The following is an 18992-nucleotide window of genomic DNA, read 5'->3' as shown; positions in this document are numbered from 1 at the left end:
GCCTGCTAAATCTGTAAGAAATGCACTAGCCAAAAAGATCACTGCTCAAATAGCGGTCGCCCCTATCGCATGCAATGAAAACAATTAGTCCCGATTCCAGTTCTTCGGCCAATCTTAATGAACAGGCAAGTGCACCGCCGGTACTCATACCTGCAAATATACCTTCTACTTTGGCAAGTTTACGTGCAAATTCTGTGGCTTCCTGCTGAGAAACATCCATTACCCTATCTACCCTGCTCGGATCAAAGATCTTTGGCAGATAAGCTTCTGGCCATCTTCTGATTCCGGGAATCGACGATTCTTCAGTTGGCTGGCAACCTACAATCTGTATATCGGGGTTCTTCTCTTTTAAGAACATGGAATTCCCCATAATACTGCCGGTTGTGCCCATTGAGCTTACAAAGTGGGTAATCTGCTGATTGGTATCTTTCCAGATCTCAGGACCGGTGGTTTTATAATGAGCCAGGTAGTTATCTGGATTAGAAAACTGGTTTAATAAGAAATAACCCGGCTGTGCGCCTTTCTCCTCTGCATAATCCCTGCATACTTCAATAGATTCAAGCAAAGTAACCTTTGCCCCGTATGCTTCCATAGTTAGGGTACGTTCGCGTGTTGAATTAGTAGGCATCACCAACTCAATTTCCAGATCATAAATAGAAGCAATCATGGCTAAAGCAATACCTGTGTTTCCGCTTGTGGCTTCAATCAGTTTTATTCCTTTTTTAATGTCTCCGCGATCCATTGCACTACGAATCATGTTTAATGCTGCCCTATCTTTTACACTGCCTCCGGGATTGTTCCCTTCCAGCTTGGCAAAAATTTTAACGTTCGGATTAGTATGTAACCTCTGAATTTCTACAAGTGGTGTGTTTCCAACAAACTCAACAATATTTCCCATTATTAAACTACGCTTTACTCTGATTTACAATTTTATTAAAGACTGAATTTTTAAGGTTGCTTTGTTTCGATAACCTTAACTGCCGACTGATGATATACGGTTGAATGTGGAGGCACGCTTTTAGTTAACCAAACGTTTCCACCTATAATACAATCGTGCCCGATAACCGTATCGCCACCTAAAATGGTTGCGCCCGAATAAATAATTACATGATCTTCTATTGTTGGATGCCTTTTAATACCCACCATATATTTCTCTACACTAAGCGCCCCAAGGGTTACGCCCTGATATAGCTTTACGTAATTCCCGATAACGGTAGTTTCTCCAATAACCAGGCCTGTTCCGTGGTCAATATAAAGATACTCGCCTATTACCGCACCGGGGTGAATATCTATACCGGTAATGGAATGTGCATATTCGGTAAGGATTCTGGGTACAATAGGAATTTCGGCTTGTAACAACGCATGCGCAATTCTATACAATGCAATTGCAAGGAAACCAGGATAACTCCTGATGATTTCAAACTCACTCTTAGCAGCCGGATCGCCCTCCAGAATTGCAGAAATATCTGTATTCATTCTTCTGTACAACTCCGGTACACTCTCAAAAATCTTTCTGGCTATTGCTTCATTATCGCTATGCTCACAAGCTTTAGTGGCATTTAATATTCTTACCAGCTCTTTTTCTTGCTTTAAGAAGAAACGCTTAATCTCATTAATTGAATAATCCGGCGAGGTTAAACGCTCTGGATACAACAAATTCATTAAATTCATTGCCCATTCAGCAACTTCCTGATTGGATGGCACAGCCTCAATTTGAAGCTGTTTGTTATATATATGAAGATAAAATTCCTCGTTCATTTTAAGAGTGATGTTTGATTTTAGTGTAAAGAAATGAAATTAATCACAATCCTGCTAATTTCATTATTTAAGTGATTAAAAACCGACAAACTCCCATGCGCTTATATAGGCGTTACATTGTTCAGCATAGCTGATAAAATCAGAATAAAATGCTGATCTGGAGAGTGTAGCACTATCACCAATAACTACCAGCTTCTTTCTGGCCCTTGTCATGGCCACGTTCATCCTTCTGGTATCGGCCAAAAATCCTATTGCACCATCTGTATTGCTTCTGGTTAAGCCAATGTAAACGATGTCTCGCTCCTGCCCCTGGAAACTATCAATGGTATTAATACTGATTTTACTTCTGTACACCATTAATTCTTCAGATCCTGTGATCAGGTTATTAAGTATAGCAATCTGTTGTTTATATGGAGAAATAATGGCTATTGTGGGAAAGTTAGCAACCGTATAATGGTCATTAAGTTTGGCAACCAGTTGTGTTAAATGTTTCAATAAAAACACTGCCTCCTCGGAGTTGGTGGTACTGGTTCCTTCCGGTTTCTCGTCAAAACCGCAACCTGCAGTATCCACAAATTCTAAGGGAGATTCTTCTGCAAACAACAACCTGTTTGCAACGTTGGGATGTGCGGTTAATTTATTGTTATAGAATACTGAAGACGGGTAGCCCATGATCTGTGTATTCATTCTGTACTGTTCCTCTAGCAAAACAACCGCTTCGGGATGCATTACCGTGCATTTTTCCATTAGGGTATTGCTTAGACCATCTTTTGCCGCCTGTGTAGATTTAATGGTTGGTGGCAGCTGACAATGATCGCCGGCCAACACCACCTTTTCTGCCTTTAATATTGGTACCCAGCAAGCAGGTTCCAAAGCTTGTCCGGCTTCATCAATCACAACAGTTTTATATTTAACCTCTCTAACGGTATAATGGTTGGCGCCAATTAAGGTAGCAGTAATGACCTGGGCTTTTGCCACAACATCATCAATAATGTATTGCTCTGCATTGTTCACCTCTTTCATAATTTTGTGCGCCTCATTAAACAGCGCTTTGCGTTGCTGCTGCTCTGCACGCCCGAAATTGCGCTTATACTTATGAGCCATATTCTTGTACTCATTGGCCTGTTTTTTAAGCGATCGCAGGTCTTTGGTTGCACTATGTTCAGCAACTTTACTATCCATGGTTAAGGATGCCAGACGTTCAGAAACCCTTGCCGGATTACCCACACGCAATACATTCAGTCCCTCCTCGGCAAGCTTTTCACTTAGCAAATCCACCGCCGTGTTGCTTGGTGCAACAACCAGTACTTTCTGACCATCTTTAGCAATTAAAGTTTTAATGGCCTGTACAAGCGTGGTTGTTTTACCGGTTCCCGGCGGACCATGAACTATAGCCAGCTCCTGTGCCTGTAAGATCTTGTTAACTGCTTTTTGCTGAACAGGGTTTAACTTGGGGATAACGATGTTTGTTAAACTGGTATCAAACGTAGGTGCCTTTTGCCCTGTTAATACATCCGTTAAAACTGAATCTGCAGCTTTCTCTTTGGGTTTCTGCGCTTGTTTAAGCGCATTTTGCATTTCATTATAGCTATTGTCGTCAAACAGCAGATCTATACCCAATTTACCATCGCTGGCCCAATCAGGTAGTTCTTCTGTTAGTAGTGTTATTTTTAACTTGTTTCCGCTCTGGTGGCTAATTGTTCCTTCGACCCTGTCATTTTTAGGATCGTGATTAGAGAACAAAACTGCCGACGCACCAAACCTAAGCTGGTGTGAAATATCATGATGGGTAGTACGTTCAACCTCAACAGTAAGGTAATCGCCCCTACTCGTTTCAGAACCACGAATAGCAATGGGATACCATGTTAATCCATTTTCACGACGGTCAGCTACTGAGGCCGATGCTGTCAATCGCAGGTAAGAATCAAGATCTTCCTGTCGCTCAATTTTAAGTAAATCGAGGAGCTTTTTAAAATACTCCATTATAAAAGCACAAGCTGTTCGTGTAGCTTATTAAGCGTTTCCATTGCATCCTTACAAAATCCGGGATGTACTTTTGATGCCTGCACAACAGTACTTCGTGTAGCAGTAAGCCATCTAAAGCGCGAGGCGGCATCCAATTTACCAATTGGGCCACTATCCTTTTCTCCTGCACAAATGCGCTCAAAAGCGATAAGATTGGCTTTTAGCACATCACAGTCCAGATCAGCCTTAAACACTTCTAGCCTGCTTTCATCTAAAGAAATCAGCGCTTTTAAAAATTTTTGTTTTGCACAATACAGCACCACACCCACATTAATGAATTCTTCGCGTTCAACCCTTGGAACCACACGAATAACGGCGTACTCAAATAAGTGACTCTCTTGCATTTTGTGCTTCTTTTACAAAAACCTCTGAATTAGCAACCCTTGAAATCAAGAACTGACTATAAACCTGTCTGCGTTCTTCTGTAGTTTCCTGACCAGATTCATCTATCAGCCACTGATCCGGAATCAATGATACAACCGAGCTAATCAGTCCGTTAGTTAGGATTGCCTTAAACGCTGCATCTACTTCCTCTAGCTCACTTGCGTGCGGCAACAATACATGATCCTTAACTAATGCAAACGGCCTTACAGCCTGTTCTTCCCAGTTTTGCATCGAATGATGGAAGTATAAAGATGCGCCGTGGTCTATCAGCCACAACTCTTTATGCCAGATCAGCATATTGGTGTTGCGCGCAGTACGATCCATATTGGTTAATAAACAATCTAACCATACAATTTGTGATGCTAATCTGGCATCAACAGTAGTAACCGTTGGATCGAATGTTATTGCTCCCGAAAGATAGTGCAAAGCTAAATTTAAGCCGATACTGGCTTTAAGCAAGTCTTGAATCTCTTCATCAGGTTCGGTACGACCAAAGGCCTCGTCTAAATTTGCAAAAACTATTTCGGGCACTTTAAATCCAAGTGCCCTGGCAATTTCGCCTCCAATAATTTCTGCAATAAGGGCTTTTATACCCTGCCCGGCACCCCGAAACTTTAATACATATAGAAATTCGTCGTCGGCCTCTGCAATGGCAGGCATGGAGCCTCCTTCGCGCAAAGGCGTTACATATCGAATTACATTAACAGTCCTCAATTGAGGATGGATTTTATTCATGCCACGAAATTACTGTTTTTTAATAAAAACAGCACCATTCGAATCATTGTCAACATCGCCCCTTACCACAGCTTTTATACTAAAGGCCGCTCCTGTTTCGTAAGCATCAACCTTAAATTTATATTGATTATTTTCCTGGCTAGATCCGGTGTAGCCATCATGAACATCCTCTGCTATCTTAACACCGTTTTTATAAAGCTCAACGGATTTGATCTCTAAACGCGAATGACCTTCTGTATACCAAAATGAAAGTACATACTCGCCGTTTTCATTGATCTTTCCGGTTGCATTGATTTCAAAAGTTCCAAAATCTTTTCCTTTTACTGATGATGGTTTCCATTCTGCAACCAGTTGACCATACTTTTTAAACTTGTCGTATTTCTCAGGGAAATAAAGCGGAAGCGAGTATTGATTGCGGTTTACCACAGTAATGGCACTAAAATCAGATAATTTAGGTACAGTAACTGCCTGTGTATAAACCGGAGAATATACATTTGCACGGGTACCATCTGTAGTATACCTGATCTCTGCACCTTGAACATCACTTTCCAGTTCTATGGTAAAGCCGTTTGCGCCTTTTTCATTGCTGATCAATTTAGGCACAGGCACACGATACCCAAAGCCTGCGTTGTCGTAACATTTGTAATGAGTTCTTATTCTTTTTTCGAAATCAGGCCATGATTGCTTTTCATATGGTGTCCAGCAAACTTCTGCTAAGGCCGACATTCTTGGGAAGGTTAAGTATTCAAAATATTTTTCTGAACGATCTTCGTTTATCGCAGCAATTTCCTGAAGCACCGTACCGTGAATGAACTGATCTGACCATAATGTAGCCTCTGCTCCTAATATCTGCGGACGGTATTTAGGATCTAAACCTTCGAGCATTGGGTTTAATTGGTAAGCTTTTTCTAAAGAAATTGGCTGCAACCATGTTGCCGCTTTTACCTCGCCCGGGATGTTGCTTTCTGCAACGTCGAAATAACAATATCCGGTTAATGCCATTACAGAGTAGTGACCGGCTTCTGAGGCTTTAAAGGCTTTTTTCTGATCGTGCCAGATCATGCCAACAGCTTTATCTTTTAGACCATCTTCAATGATCTCGTCCCAGCCAACAATGGTCTTGCCATATCCTTTTACCATTTTCTGGATGCGTTGGTTAAAATAAACCTGCATCTCTTTTTCTGTTTGAACACCAAGTTCTTTCTTTCTTTTTTGGCAATGCGGGCAGGTTTTCCAACGGTCATATTGAGCTTCATCGCCACCTATATGGATGTATTTAGAAGGGAACAACGCAAAGGTTTCTTTAAACACATCGGCCAGAAAATCAAAAGTAGATTCTTTACCAACGCAGTAAATCTCTTTGCTAATAGAATGCTGGGTTTGAACCGTATATTGTTCACCAGTACAGCACAAATCTGGATAAGCAGCTATCGAAGCTAAAGCATGGGCCGGTACTTCGATCTCCGGGATAACATCTACGTTTCTGGCAGTAGCATAGGCTACTATTTCTTTAATATCTTCCTGGGTGTAATAGCCGCCAGTACGTTCTGCACCCTCACTTCGCCATGCACCTACAGAAGTCAGCTTTGGATATTTTTTAATTTCTAAGCGCCATCCGGCATCGTCTGTAAGGTGGAAATGCAAAACGTTCATTTTATACATCGCCATCATGTCGATAAACTTAAGCACGAAATGCTTTCCGAAGAAATAACGGGCAACATCAAGCATCATTCCCCTCCATTCGTAAGAGGGTGCATCTGCAATCTCTGCTCCTTTAATTTTCCAAATGGTTTTTCTTTGAAGTTGTTTGTTATAAATCTCTGCAGGCAGCATCTGTAACAGGGTTTGTGTACCGTAAAAAACACCAACAGGACTAGTACCCTCAATAGTTATTACATCGTTTTTAACGCTTAATTTATAGCTTTCTTTATTTAGCGCATCGGTTTTGGCTAGTGGAGTACCTCCTTTGCTAACCTTTAGCACGATTATATTTTTTGCAGCTTTCTTCTGATCTGAAACTTCAAAATCAAAACCTGTTGCAGGCGATAGTGCTGCATAAAGTAGTTCTGCCTGTTGTTTTAAGCCTTTCTCGTAATATATTTTTGTTTGACCGTTAAGTGTAAATGAGGCTCCGTTTTCTTTGATACTTGATGGAAGAGGGATAATATTGAACTGAGCATACATGGATAATGAACTGATTAGCAGTACGCCGAGCATCACCCATTTGGTTAGTCTGGTCTTCATGGTAATATTTAGTTTAGGTTGTGTGTTTAGGTTCAGGAACTAGCTTGATATTGAAAGCAATTAGTCCCCTTAACACAATGTTAATCAATTATTTTAAGAGAAAATAATGAGGATTTTAGCGAAAAGGCAAACAAACGTTTGCATGAGTTAATGCAAACGTTTGCGTAAAAAACAAATAAAAAAAAGGATGTAAAAACATCCTCTTTTTTGAACTTTTCCGTCTCTTCAAGATGAAACCGGCGATCGCTTTAGTTTAAACTTTAAACCAATCCGGGAACAGCAACCATCTCGTCAGTATCTTTTGTATAATTGATACCATCAACATCAAAGCCAAACAGGTTTAAGAAATCTCTCTTATAACCAGCCAGGTCGCCTATTTTAGGAAGTGTTTCTTCAGTTGCTTCAGCCCAAAGTGCAGCAACTTTGGCTTGTACATCGCTATCCATTTCTAAATCATCTACACGGATTCTGCCCTGCTCATCGGTAGCAATACCATCTTTATTATATAAACGCTCAGCAAATAAACGCTGCATCTGCTCAATACATCCTTCATGAGTACCGTTCTCTTTCATGATTTTATAAAGCAACGAAATGTATAAAGGAATAACCGGTATAGCAGAACTTGCCTGAGTAACAAGGGCTTTGTTTACAGAAACAAATGCTTTTCCATTAATGTCTTTCAGCTTGTCGGATATAGCAAAAGCAGTAGCCTCCAAATGATCTTTCGCTCTGCCAATAGTTCCTTTACGGTAAACCGCTTCAGTAACCGCAGGGCCGATGTATGAATAAGCAACTGTGATGGCCTCTGGAGCCAATAAATTTGCAGCTTTTAATTCATCAATCCACATACCCCAATCTTCTCCTCCCATAACGGCAACAGTATTTTCTATTTCCTCTTCATTTGCCGGTGCAATAGAAACGTCAGAAACTACTCCGGTATGAAAATCGACAGTTTTGTTGGTAAATGTGGTCTCACCAATTGGTTTTAAAACCGAATTATGAGTTACACCAGTTATTGGATGAACTCTTTTAGGAGATGCCAGGCTATAAACTACAAGATCAATTTGCCCTAGGTCAGCTTTAATCAGGTCAATTACTTTTTGTTTTATTTCAGTAGAAAAAGCATCACCATTTACGCTTTTAGCATATAAACCGGCTTTTTGAGCCTGTTCTTCAAATGCAGCAGTGTTATACCAGCCCGGCGAAGCCGTTTTGCCCGGTGCAGGTGGTTTTTCAAAATAAACACCAACGGTGGCAGCGCCAGATCCAAACGCGCTTGTTATTCTTGATGCTAAGCCAAATCCTGTTGAGGCACCAATTACAAGAACCTTTTTAGGGCCTTCAATTTCACCTTTTGACTTTACATAGTTGATCTGGTTTATTACATTTTGCTCGCATCCTTTTGGATGTGCCGTAAGGCAAATAAACCCGCGCATTCTAGGTTCTATAATCATAAATATATTTTTCGTTTGTTATAATATTCTAATATACGGTCAAAGCAGATCTTTAACCACTCTGTATAAATTTCAGGATTTATTTTGATATCCTGCGTTAAAGTTTTCATATCTACATACCTGAAAGCCGAAACTTCGGCAGGATCAGGCAGAGGAGTTTTATCACTTACACCAAAAAAAACATGATCAAATTCATTCTCAGATAAGCCATCGGCCATCTCTGCATGATAGGTAAAGTTAAATGCATAATCTAACTTACATTCCATTCCCATCTCCTCTTGCAACCTTCTGTTCGCAGCATCAAGGGTTTCTTCGCCATATCTTGGATGGCTGCAACAGGTATTTGTCCATTTGCCACCTGAGTGGTATTTCTCTACCGCACGCTGCTGTAAAAGCAACTCTCCTTTATTATTAAAAATAAAAACCGAAAATGCACGATGAAGCTTACCTAACAGATGGGCTTCCATCTTGGGCATTGTTCCGATTTCATTATCGTCTTTATCTACAAGTATTACTCTTTCCGTCATTTTCCTTAAACTAAAACCAAGAAGCTGATAGATTTTGGGCAAACATACTAAAGTTTAATCATTTTATCATTTGATATCAACACTATGGTCGTTTGGAAAATCTTCGCCACTCCAAATTTTTTGAGCGCTCCATTTTTCAGGTGGGTTTGCCCAGAAAGGATCTGTTGAGGGCAAGCCAAGTGGCAGGAATATACTGGTGCTTAAATAAGGACTTCCCTGATTGTTGTAAGTGTCTGCTATTGCTGGTTGCTGGCCATAAACCCCAAGAGAAAGCCAGCCATTTTTATAAGTGGATGGACTTTCTAGTGTTTTTCTGATTACAGCGGTAAGTGCACAACGTACCTGGGCAGCTGTTAATTGCTTTGGCAGTGCTTTACGCCATGCCATATCAGCCAGGTGGTGAAATGCTGCTCCACGATAAATGAGAGAGCGCCCGGTTGCGGGATAGGTTCCGTCGGCATTAATCATCCTTTCCTGAATTACTGCAAAACGTTCATTACGTTTCTTTATTTTTTCGGATAATGCGTTATACCCATTGGTCTTTTTATTGACAATTTCTGTTATTGCTGCCAAATAAGGGTGAATTACAAAGCTATTATAGTAGTCGAATGCGAATACGGGTCCATCAGAATAAAGCCCATCTCCAACATACCATTGTTCTAACTGCTGCATGGCATAATCGACCCTCATTGGATCCCATTCGAACCCATACTTACACAAAAACGCCTCGTTCATTGCAGAAAAAAGCAACCAGTTTGAAAAGCCTGGTTTAAATTTCCTGGTGGTTTTTATGGAGCTCACCAGTCGGTCTTTTTCCTGTTTATCAAGATTTTCCCAAAGCCAGGGAGCCCTTACAAAAGCAAACGACAAAAATGAGGCATCTACCAATTGCTGACCAGCCAAATCAAAGCGCATAAAATCCTTTTTATTGGAATCGAGCGCATTAGCAAGTCCTTTCAACACCATATTGCGGTACTGCTGGCGCAAATCCTTTTCCGCAACATCACCATCCTCTAATTGCAACCAAGGGGCTATACCACTCAAAACCCTGCCTAAAACTTCAAGATACTGAACCTGTATTCTTTGCGCTTTATTATCTGTGGTATTAGAGGTTACCTGTGGCATTCTTATCCTCAGACTATCATTAGAGAGATCATATAGCACCGGCCTTACCATCTCATCCATTTGTTGCAGCCAAAAAACCCTATCGCTGACCATCTGCTTTTTAACCTTTTTCTGAGCAAAACATACGCTTGTAGCCAGCAACAGACAACACAATGCTAAACCTTTTCTATTTAACGCAACCTTCATTTAATGATCTGATTAATTATCCGTGGAAAATTAGGGAAATTATTTTTGCTTTGGCGGTAAAGGAACATCTTCTCTAAAAGGAACCTGCTTCCTAAGCATTTTACCGGCATATCCCGAAAGGTATAAGTAGTAATCAGAAGGAATATCTTCCTCGAAGGTTACAAATGTACTTGCGCCAACCGGCGGATTTTTAGATATTTTAAAAATAGCTGTTCCTTCGTCTACTTCATCAAACATGGCTACGTAAAGCATCTCTGCGCCGTTTTTTATAGCACTAGAGAGTTGTTTCCAAAAGAATTTGCCTTTGTTTCTTGGAATTTGGTTAGATGGCGATTTTGGATTCATATTGTGCCAGCTAAAGCCCGGAAAAACAACTCCAACATAATCGAGCTTATTTTGCTTACACCAGGCGATATCTCCTTTTTGAACCTCTGCATATTTATTATATGCAGTTTCATTGCCATATCGGCCAATGGTCCAGGGATGAATGATATCCGCTTTTTTTATGACTTCATGAAGCAATGGGTTCTTCTCTGTGTCGTTTCCAAATTCACGCCAGTAAGTGGGTACGCCTAACATTACCGAACAGCCACCGTAAACTGGATCATTCTTTAAAAAATCGACCATTTTTGCTACATCCTTTAGGGTGTACTTCCTGTTATCTCCAAATCCAACTCCCCACAAAACCACAAGAGGTTTTCCGTTGTGGTATAAATAGGTTTGATTGTTTCCCCGGCTGGTTATTTTCATACTGTCGACCAGATTTTTCCAATCGTTGATGAGCACCGGCACGTCAACACTATCTCTTGTACCCGACAAATCGTACATTACAGAAATAGCTCTTCCATATTTTTGTGAGGACTTTAGGGCATTTCCAAGCACTGTATTGAAATGATTGCGACCAGACTTTCCCCTGATCTCTGCTACAAAACGCTGCATAAAAACGCCGTCTAGCCCATAATCTTTCATCCATTTAAAATGAGTTTCGACGGTCGACGCATCGTGGGCGCTTGGCAGGTAGGCCGGACTGCCATCAGCATGTACGAAAGATGTTTGGTATACCTTTTTTAGGTCATTTGTTTCGGGCCATAAGTCAATATTTGTACTTCCGGGTTCAAATTTTCCTTTAGATTGATAATGATACCAACCTCGGTCAGCGCCATCTTCGGCAGCATTATGCCAGCCCTGATAGCCAGCCATAATTAAACCCTTATAACTTTTAAACCGTGATGTTTTACTGTGTTTACTTTGTGCAAATAGTGTATTTGCACAAAGTAAACACAGTAAAACTGTATGTCTTATATTCATAAAATTTAAAAATCAGAATATTCAGTTGGAACGACGAATTGAGTATCGTTTCTTGAAACATTATTCTGATATTCAGGCAAAGCCGATACACGTTTCCATTTTGGATCGGCACCAAAAACTTTCCAATGTTCATCTCTTGATTTTTTATCGCTGTAAGTGGTTAAATACATTAGGTTTGGCATACGGCTCCCGGCTAACACTTCACCGTAGAATACGGCCTGGCTACCTATACGATCAAATATCTCAACTTCCTCATTGTTAAACATTTGAACTTTATTAACATGCTGCTTTTCAGAGGCGCTTTCGTAGCTACGTAATTCATAGATACGCTCGCTTTTGGCATTACTGAATATTGGTTTCTTTAATGTTGGCATTCCTGTAAATGCCTCTAAAATGATGTTTTCTTTTCTTACAAAAGCGGCATCGTTGTACGCTGCGTTTACATAATCAGCTCCGTTAATTGCCAGTTCTTTATCCTTTAAAAGCAATTGGGATACCTCACTAAACTGTTTTAGTGATTGAAAAGCAAGAAATACATAGATCTTTTTGTCGGTAGCAGTGTCTATATCCGCGGCTTTAAATACCCCTACGGTTTTAACACCTAGTCGGTGTGCAGCTGGCACATAAGCTTCTGAAAGGTATTTATCTACCCTCTCTTCCTGAGCTTTGCTTTTAAGATGATATACTGTTATTTGATAAAATTGTTTTGGAGGGGCAGCGGCAATCGATTGCAATGTGCTGCCAATGATAAAGATAATAACGGCCATACAGCAGTTAAACAAAGTTTTTGATTTCATGTGTTTAGTTTATTTTAAATACTAAAACTAGATAATTTCCTGCGACTTAAAGAAATAACAACAAATTCGTTGCGTAAAACTGTTCTTTTCTAATCTATCTCCAGAATGGTTTTAGCCAGATTGATCATGCGTTCGGTTCCCGTGTACTTTCCATGTTCGTCAGAAAGCTTTACAACCTCCGTCCACTCCCCGTCCTTTGGCTGTGCCTCGGTCATTTTTATCACAATATTCATTGCTGCAGGTCCGGCATCATTGGTAAGGTTCGTACCTATTCCAAATGACATTCCGATTTTATCACGACAATGATCAGCAATGCGGGCTACTTTTTCATAGTTCAATCCATCGGAAAAAATTATGGTTTTGGTTCTGGGATCAATGCCCATGCTGTTGTAATGTGAAATTACTTTATCGGCAAAAAGCAGTGCATCACTGCTATCGTGCCTGACGCCATCAAACAGCTTAGAAAACATTTTATCGAACTGCTTAAAGAACACTTCTGTAGTATAGGTATCAGATAATGCAATACCCAAATCGCCACGGTAAACGGCTACCCAATGCTCCAACCCTATTGCATTGGCCATTTTAAAACCATAACGTGCAGCATGAAACATAAACCATTCGTGGGCATGAGTTCCAATAGGTTTTGTTTTATGGATCATGGCCATATGTACATTACTGGTACCTATAAATGAACCATCGCCGTATTGGCTAAGCGCCTGAAGTACCAATCGATGTACCTGATAAGAGTACCTGCGACGGGTACCAAATTCTGCTACTGTAACACCTAAACGGCGGTAGTTTTCGATCTTTTCTTTAGTGCGGTTAATTACCTCGTCATTAGAGATCCTTTGGGAATCATTAAGGACGTAGAATAGCTCACAAATAAGCGACATTAATGGTACTTCCCATAAAATGGTTCGGTACCATAGGCCTTCTACATGTACCTCGAGCTGATCTCCGGTCTGCGTAATATGTACTTCTTCCGGATTGTACCGGTATCCTTCCAGAAAATCAAGATATACAGGATCGAGATATGGGCAGTTTACCTGCAAAAAGTGTTTTTCTTCTCGGCTTAGTTTTAATGTGGCCATTTCATTTACGGCCTCTCTTAATGCTTTTGCAAAACCATCAGGAAATGAATGTTTACCCCTATTTATAAATGCATACCTTGCTTTTGCAGCCGGGAATAAACGTATTACCCCCTGCTGCATGGTAATTTTATAAAAATCGTTATCTAATATTGACGATAGTATTGGCAACGCATGTAATGACATATTAAGAGATATTTTTATGAATAAACAATTGGCTTAACCGAGCTCAATAACATTTCGCGCTCTTTGCCTTTTAATTTTATTGACCCAAGGGCCTCTACTATATAACTGCTGGTTAACTGAAGCTTATTTATAAGTTCTGCAGAGGCAATTACTTCCTCATCGTACTGCTTGCACATCCCCTGTATCCTGGAAGTTGTGTTTAATACATCACCTGAGTAGGTTATATCCCGCTTAATTATTCCAACTTCACCTGCAACAACTTTGCCACAGTGGATTCCGGCTTTAAAGGTAGGTACCACACCGTAACGCTTCAGGTATTTATTTTTTATACTGTTAATGTAGGTCTTAATATCGAAAAAACACCGTACACACATGCTATTTTCAATTCCGTCCTGATACTTCCAGGCCACAATAACTTCGTCGCCGGCATACTGGTATATTTCTCCTTTGTTATCCAGTATGGGGTTGGTAATGTCTGTAAAGAAGTCCTTAAGAAATTCATGGTACTTTTGATCGCCCAACTGTTCAGCTATTGTTGTGGATGAATTGATGTCGAGAAACATAAAAATACGCTGTTCTTCTCTAGGGGTATTGTATTTTCCACATGCAATATTCCAGAACGTGCCTTGGCCAAACTTGCAATTGATTTGCAAAAGCAATTGGGTAACAGCCACTACTATACCCCAGGCAAGACCATTTTTAAAAAGCCGGTGCGTATCCTGCACGGAAAAAATACGAAACAAGACGTTGATGAACAAAATAATAAGCACAAAAGATATCATTACAGCAAGTACGGTATAGCCGTAAGACTTGTCCTGGTACTTTACGTTCACAAAGAATACGAGCAAACTTCCGCCTAAAAGGGCGCCAACAAGTGCCGCAAACATGTTTCTAATGACCGATGAAAGGAAAGTGTAATCGGTAGACGGGCCCAATGAATTATTGGTATATATTATCATATGATCATAAACGGCCATTATAAAGCCAATAATGAGCCATGCAATTATAATTACTCCAAGTTGTCTTAACTTATATTGTGTTCTGCGGTTCATGCTCTAATTTATTCATTTTTCCTGATGAAATTATTAGCATACTCTGACGGCGTTACCCCAAACTGTTTTGTAAATGCCCTACCTAATTGAGATTGAGAGGTAAAACCTGTTAAATCAGCTATTTGCTGAATTTTATAATTTGTTCCTACAAGTAGTTCTGCTGCTTTTTTAAGTCGTGTGATATTGATGAGCTCGTTGGGCGACAGGTTAGAAATGGATTTTATTTTACGATAGAACGTGGCCCGACTCATGTTTAATGTTTCGGCCAGTTTATCTACATCCAAATCACGGTTTGCAATATTTTTAAGGATAAAATCATTCAGTTTTTCTAAAAGGATCTCATCAGGCTTAGTATGAGCAATGCTTTTTATATGAATTAAAGGCGACCTAACGAAGTAATCTTTTAACTGATTTCTGTTGAACAGCAGGTTTTGAATTTGCACCTGTAAGTGCTGCGGTGAAAAGGGTTTCTCTATATATGCGTCGGCCCCTATTTCCAAGCCTTCTATTTTTGATTGAAATGCACTTTTTGCTGTTAACAGAATAAGGGGAATATGGCTATAATCCAGATTGGTTTTTATTTGTCTGCATAGTTCATAGCCATCCATAACCGGCATCATTACATCGCTAACGATCAGTTGTACTGTGCGCTCTTTTATCATATCAAGCGCTATCTGACCATTAGAGGCGGTAATGCAATTGTACGTAGAACTAAGTTCTTTTGAAATGAACTGCAGGATATCGGCATTGTCATCTACCAACAAGATCAGTGGCTTAGCATCGTGCTTTGTGTTTTCAATTTCAGGTGGTATTTCCTGATAAACCGCGGAGGTTACAATTTCCTGTTGATCTGATTTTTCTTGAATGGCCTCGTTAGAAGGATAATAAGGCAATTTTACTTCGAACACATTCATTTCATTTTCATCGGCATGAAATGTTAAAGTACCACCATGTAGCCTGGATAAAGAACGCGCAAGTGCCAAACCTATACCTGTGCCTATTTGATTGGATGTTTCCTTTAACCTGACAAACGATTCAAAGATTCTTTCCCTCATTTCTTCCGGGATTAAAAAACCATCGTTTTTAACTACTATAGCGTATTGATTAGACTCTGTATCGGGATTATGCAGCAAGACATCAACTCTTTTGTCAGCGTATTTAATGGCATTGCTTAGTAAATTGCTTAAAATCTTATTAAGTGCTTCGGCATCGGCTTTGCTATAAAACTCCATTTGTGGTAAATTGAGTTGAAAGTGGATCTGCTTTTCTTCAGCTGCATTTTTGAACCTTAGATGATGCTCTCTTAAGATTTCGCTGATGTTACTTTTCATCAGGTTAAGGCTATATTCCCTGGACTCAATCTTTCTGAAATCGAGCAGCTGGTTTGTTAAATGTAACAGCCTGTCGGCATTCTTTTCCATCGTAAGCAAATAGTTAAGTACCTCTGGAGCCGGAGCATATTTTTTTATGACTGTTTCTAACGGACCTTTTATTAAAGTAAGTGGTGTTCTTATCTCATGTGTGATCTGCGTAAAGAATTCAATTTTAGCTTCGTAAATTTCCCTTTCTTTTTGGTTCTCCAACTGCTCTATCCTCCTCTTGTTTCTAAGCTTAATTTTGTTGTTAGTGTATACCACCAGAGCATAAACTGCAGCAATAGATAATAATAGGTAAAACAAATAAGCCCAACCACTTAACCAAAACGGAGGAGATATTTCTATGATCAGTTCCCTTGGTGTTTCATTCCATACGCCACTACTGTTAGCGCCCTTAACGAGAAAGGTATATTTACCTGGGCTAAGCTTGGTATAGAACACCCTCCTGTTCTTTTTAAGGTAGGTGAAATCTTTATCAACCCCTTCTAGCTTATAAGCATATTCTGCAGTTTCATGATCGGTATATGCAAGGGCAGCAAAATCAATACTAAAGGTAGACTGATCGTATTTAAGTTTGATCTGATCTGTATAGGATATTGATTTTTTAAGCGGAGAACCTTCAGTATTGATCAACAGTTCCTGATTAAATACCTGGAAGCCTGTAATGTAAACCTGTGGCAAAATGGTGTTTTGTTTAAATTGCGAAGGATTAAAGCTTACCAAACCATTTACACTGCCAAAATAGATCTGACCGCTGGCATCCTGAAAGGATGAGTTATAATTGAACTGGTCGCTCAATAATCCGTTTGCTGTAGTGTATACCCTTATTTTCTTTGTTTTGGGGTTATAGCAAATTAGTCCTTTAGAGGAACTGATCCATAAATTACCTGCCTTATCCTCTTCAGTTTTATAGAAAACATCGCTGGGAAAGTCATCCTTAGTGCCGTATCTTTTAAAAGTTTTATCTATAGGATTGAATTGGTTTAAACCATTTTCTGTGGTCACCCACAGTGTTTTATCGGTAGAGATGAACACCCCGTTTACAAAGTTATCGCTTAAGCTATTTTCGTTTTGAGCATCATTTCTATAGAAACCTTGTTTATTCGTTTTAGGGTTATAATACAAAAGACCACCGCCTATTGTTGCCGTCCAGATAGTGCCATCAGCATCTTCTGTTATTGCTGTATAATGGAAATTTTGCGGAACCTGTTTAATCAGGGTAAAATCGTGTGTGGTTTTATTATATCGGTGCAATCCATCGGCAGTACCAACCAGAATATCTCCGGAACGGGTCTGATAAAAGCAATCAATAAAGTTACTTTTAAGTGCGTTTGGGGCATCTCCTTTGTCGTAATGCCTGATTACTTTGCCCGATTTTATATCTATTATATCCAGCCCCTGTTCATACGTCCCTATCCATAATTCATCGCCCATGGCTTTTAAACCATGAATATTTGTATGAGCGATACTGGCTTTAGAGCCATCAGGTATAAAGGCCGTAAAATCGCCATTGGGCGAAATTTTGTTTACCCCGGCATCTTCTGTACCCACCCAAAAGTTTCCGAATTTATCGTTACAGATCTCGCGTATGGCACTCCCGCTAAGTGAGCGCTTATTATTTTGTGGGAAAAACTTATCGAAAAAGGTAAACGGCTTAGGATAATAGTTAACACCACCAAAATAAGTACCTACCCAAATACCGCCTTCTTTATCTTTAGCAAAAGCATAAACCGCATTATCTGATATGGCATACCGGTCGTTTGGATTTTTACGCAGGTTGGTATATTTCCCTGTTTTTAAGTTGTAGACAAATACGCCTGATTCTGTTGCTACCCAATATTCATCTCCATTATTGTGAATAAAGTTCTTGGCATAAATGCTTGTTTTATCCTTATTAAAGGTTAAAATATCTTTATAGCTCAAAGTAGCGAGATCAAACAGCTTTACCCCCTGATGTGAGGTTGCCACTAAAATGGAATTTGAGGCTGTAGCATATATTTTGCTTATCCAATGAGAGATAACCGGTGGTGAATTTTTAAAAAGGTTGAACGACGTAAAGCTATCGTTTGCTTTATTGTACTTCCTGATTAACCCATCCGGTGATGATACCCATAGGGTTCCATCACTTGAAAATGTAGTTGCTGTAGCTTCAAAGTCCTGGTGTTTACTAAACTCTTCGAAGGTGCGCTTACTCCTGCTATACTTATAGAGTTTACGATCGGTAATAAAACATATATCGCCATTACCATGGCTTTTCATATCCCAAACGCCTTTATTAAGGGTTATTGGCACCAGCTTAAATTGCTGTGTGGTATCGTTATAGCAATATAATCCGTTTGAGGTGCCTACCCAAAGTTGCTTTCTTGCATCTTCAAAAATTGCCCTGATCACATTATTTCTGAGGCTGGTAGTGTCACCTGGCTTGCTACGGAATACTTTAAAGCTATATCCGTCAAACCTGTTTAAGCCATCTTTTGTACCAAACCATAAAAAGCCTTTTGAATCTTGCAGAATGCTAAATACGGAGTTGTAGGACAAACCCTGCTCTACCTGATAATGCCTGAAATAATAAGGCTGTGCCTTTAGTAGGTTTAAAAAAACAAATAGGAAAAGAGCAGTTGTGGTTAGCTTCTTCAAGTTTAGTTTGTAAATGGTTAACGTTACAATTACCAGGGGGGTGTTGAACGGGCCAAATTAATTATTTTCAAATCAAATTGCGACGATTTGAATAATTTTTGAGCCGATTT

The 18992-nt window shown here is 39.8% G+C and carries 14 protein-coding genes; all 14 read right to left on the bottom strand.

The window, feature by feature from the left end; all coding sequences use genetic code 11:
• Positions 1 to 25: 25 nt before the first annotated feature.
• Entirely contained in the window at positions 26 to 898 is an 873-nt protein-coding gene (gene cysM, locus AC6CH7_RS09755; RefSeq protein WP_498262515.1) for a cysteine synthase CysM, read from the bottom strand.
• 50 nt (positions 899 to 948) lie between these two features.
• Complete coding sequence (gene epsC / locus AC6CH7_RS09750) at positions 949 to 1758, bottom strand: serine O-acetyltransferase EpsC (protein WP_498262514.1); 810 nt, start codon at positions 1756 to 1758, stop codon at positions 949 to 951.
• 75 nt (positions 1759 to 1833) lie between these two features.
• Positions 1834 to 3741 (bottom strand): AAA domain-containing protein, encoded by a 1908-nt coding sequence (locus AC6CH7_RS09745; RefSeq protein WP_498262513.1) that lies wholly within the window; start codon positions 3739 to 3741, stop codon positions 1834 to 1836.
• A complete protein-coding gene (locus AC6CH7_RS09740) occupies positions 3741 to 4127 on the bottom strand; it encodes a DUF3037 domain-containing protein (protein WP_172663067.1) in 387 nt (128 codons plus the stop codon). Before AC6CH7_RS09740 ends, AC6CH7_RS09745 begins: the two co-directional genes overlap by 1 nt.
• On the bottom strand, positions 4105 to 4902 hold the full coding sequence (locus tag AC6CH7_RS09735; protein ID WP_498262512.1) for a HipA family kinase: 798 nt from the start codon (positions 4900 to 4902) through the stop codon (positions 4105 to 4107). Before AC6CH7_RS09735 ends, AC6CH7_RS09740 begins: the two co-directional genes overlap by 23 nt.
• Positions 4903 to 4911: 9 nt before the next feature.
• Positions 4912 to 7146 (bottom strand): beta-N-acetylhexosaminidase, encoded by a 2235-nt coding sequence (locus AC6CH7_RS09730; RefSeq protein ID WP_498262511.1) that lies wholly within the window; start codon positions 7144 to 7146, stop codon positions 4912 to 4914.
• Positions 7147 to 7406: 260 nt separating this feature from the next.
• Complete coding sequence (gene fabV, locus AC6CH7_RS09725; protein ID WP_498262510.1) at positions 7407 to 8600, bottom strand: enoyl-ACP reductase FabV; 1194 nt, start codon at positions 8598 to 8600, stop codon at positions 7407 to 7409.
• Entirely contained in the window at positions 8597 to 9127 is a 531-nt protein-coding gene (gene idi / locus AC6CH7_RS09720; RefSeq protein WP_498262509.1) for an isopentenyl-diphosphate Delta-isomerase, read from the bottom strand. The genes fabV and idi overlap by 4 nt, the downstream gene beginning before the upstream one ends.
• Before the next feature lie 66 nt (positions 9128 to 9193).
• Positions 9194 to 10438 carry a DUF2264 domain-containing protein gene (locus tag AC6CH7_RS09715; protein WP_498262508.1) on the bottom strand — a complete coding sequence of 415 codons (1245 nt, stop codon included), beginning with the start codon at positions 10436 to 10438 and terminating at the stop codon, positions 9194 to 9196.
• A gap of 39 nt (positions 10439 to 10477) precedes the next feature.
• Positions 10478 to 11746, bottom strand: coding sequence for a glycoside hydrolase family 99 protein (locus AC6CH7_RS09710; protein ID WP_498262507.1), 1269 nt, complete (start codon positions 11744 to 11746; stop codon positions 10478 to 10480).
• A gap of 5 nt (positions 11747 to 11751) precedes the next feature.
• Positions 11752 to 12543 (bottom strand): NIPSNAP family protein, encoded by a 792-nt coding sequence (locus AC6CH7_RS09705; protein ID WP_498262506.1) that lies wholly within the window; start codon positions 12541 to 12543, stop codon positions 11752 to 11754.
• Between the two features lie 89 nt (positions 12544 to 12632).
• Positions 12633 to 13817: a nicotinate phosphoribosyltransferase gene (pncB, locus tag AC6CH7_RS09700; protein WP_498262505.1), complete on the bottom strand. Its 1185-nt coding sequence runs from the start codon at positions 13815 to 13817 to the stop codon at positions 12633 to 12635.
• Between the two features lie 14 nt (positions 13818 to 13831).
• The gene (locus AC6CH7_RS09695) at positions 13832 to 14869 is read right to left on the bottom strand and encodes an adenylate/guanylate cyclase domain-containing protein (protein WP_498262504.1); all 1038 of its coding nucleotides are present in this window, start codon (positions 14867 to 14869) and stop codon (positions 13832 to 13834) included.
• Positions 14870 to 14877: 8 nt separating this feature from the next.
• Entirely contained in the window at positions 14878 to 18882 is a 4005-nt protein-coding gene (locus AC6CH7_RS09690; RefSeq protein ID WP_498262503.1) for a two-component regulator propeller domain-containing protein, read from the bottom strand.
• Positions 18883 to 18992: the final 110 nt, after the last annotated feature.

The organism is Pedobacter sp. GQ55, from assembly GCF_059758925.1.
This window is presented reverse-complemented; position numbering and strand designations above follow the sequence as displayed.

Excerpts from the sequence above, each read along its gene's own strand:
- pncB (WP_498262505.1), bottom strand. The coding sequence starts at position 13,817 with ATGTCATTACATGCGTTGCCAATACTATCGTCAATATTAGATAACGAT.
- epsC (WP_498262514.1), bottom strand. The coding sequence starts at position 1,758 with ATGAACGAGGAATTTTATCTTCATATATATAACAAACAGCTTCAAATT.
- AC6CH7_RS09745 (WP_498262513.1), bottom strand. The coding sequence starts at position 3,741 with ATGGAGTATTTTAAAAAGCTCCTCGATTTACTTAAAATTGAGCGACAG.
- AC6CH7_RS09740 (WP_172663067.1), bottom strand. The coding sequence starts at position 4,127 with ATGCAAGAGAGTCACTTATTTGAGTACGCCGTTATTCGTGTGGTTCCA.
- AC6CH7_RS09715 (WP_498262508.1), bottom strand. The coding sequence starts at position 10,438 with ATGAAGGTTGCGTTAAATAGAAAAGGTTTAGCATTGTGTTGTCTGTTG.
- idi (WP_498262509.1), bottom strand. The coding sequence starts at position 9,127 with ATGACGGAAAGAGTAATACTTGTAGATAAAGACGATAATGAAATCGGA.
- AC6CH7_RS09730 (WP_498262511.1), bottom strand. The coding sequence starts at position 7,146 with ATGAAGACCAGACTAACCAAATGGGTGATGCTCGGCGTACTGCTAATC.
- AC6CH7_RS09695 (WP_498262504.1), bottom strand. The coding sequence starts at position 14,869 with ATGAACCGCAGAACACAATATAAGTTAAGACAACTTGGAGTAATTATA.
- AC6CH7_RS09710 (WP_498262507.1), bottom strand. The coding sequence starts at position 11,746 with ATGAATATAAGACATACAGTTTTACTGTGTTTACTTTGTGCAAATACA.
- AC6CH7_RS09735 (WP_498262512.1), bottom strand. The coding sequence starts at position 4,902 with ATGAATAAAATCCATCCTCAATTGAGGACTGTTAATGTAATTCGATAT.
- AC6CH7_RS09705 (WP_498262506.1), bottom strand. The coding sequence starts at position 12,543 with ATGAAATCAAAAACTTTGTTTAACTGCTGTATGGCCGTTATTATCTTT.
- fabV (WP_498262510.1), bottom strand. The coding sequence starts at position 8,600 with ATGATTATAGAACCTAGAATGCGCGGGTTTATTTGCCTTACGGCACAT.
- cysM (WP_498262515.1), bottom strand. The coding sequence starts at position 898 with ATGGGAAATATTGTTGAGTTTGTTGGAAACACACCACTTGTAGAAATT.